Genomic DNA, 665 nt, shown 5'->3' on the forward strand with positions numbered 1-665 from the left:
CCCGCCGCCGCAGCGGTCACCGTGCCCAGGGCGGTGCTGCCCTCGTACAGCACAACCACCCCAGCCTCGGCGACGCTGCCCGTGATGACGGGAGTTGTGACACTGGTCAGCGTGTCGGTGGTCGAGCCGCTGTTCGATGCCGTGGTCAGAGCAAGGTTGCTCGGAGCGCTAGCCCCGGTGTCGATGGTGACGGTCAGGGCGGTGGAGGCGGCCGAGGTGTTGCCCGTCGCATCGGTCACCGTGGCCGTCAGCGTGTGCGCACCGTCGCTCAGCGAGGCCGCCGTGATGCTCCAGGCGCCCGCCGCCGCAGCGGTCACCGTGCCCAGCGCGGTGCTGCCCTCATACAGCACAACCACCCCAGCCTCGGCGACGCTGCCCGTGATCACCGGTACCGTCACGTTCGTCAGCGTGTCGGCGGTCGAGCCGCTGTTCGACGACGCCACCAATGCCAGCCCGGTCGGCGACGAAGCGCTGGTGTCGATGGTGACGGTCAGCGCGGTGGAGGCGGCCGAGGTGTTGCCCGCGGCGTCGGTCATCGTGGCCGTCAGCGTGTGCGCACCGTCGCTCAGCGAGGCCGCCGTGATGCTCCAGGCGCCCGCCGCCGCAGCGGTCACCGTGCCCAGGGCGGTGCTGCCCTCGTACAGCACAACCACCCCAGCCTCGGC

The 665-nt window shown here is 71.6% G+C and carries 1 protein-coding gene; it reads right to left on the reverse strand.

All coding sequences use genetic code 11. From position 1 onward, the window contains the following. Window positions 1-665, reverse strand: a 665-nt coding sequence (locus H0B54_RS29375; RefSeq protein ID WP_246472991.1) for an Ig-like domain-containing protein, incomplete at both ends; no start/stop codon positions are given.

Origin of the sequence: Azospirillum tabaci (genome assembly GCF_014596085.1) — a bacterium.
Lineage (GTDB): Bacteria > Pseudomonadota > Alphaproteobacteria > Azospirillales > Azospirillaceae > Azospirillum > Azospirillum tabaci.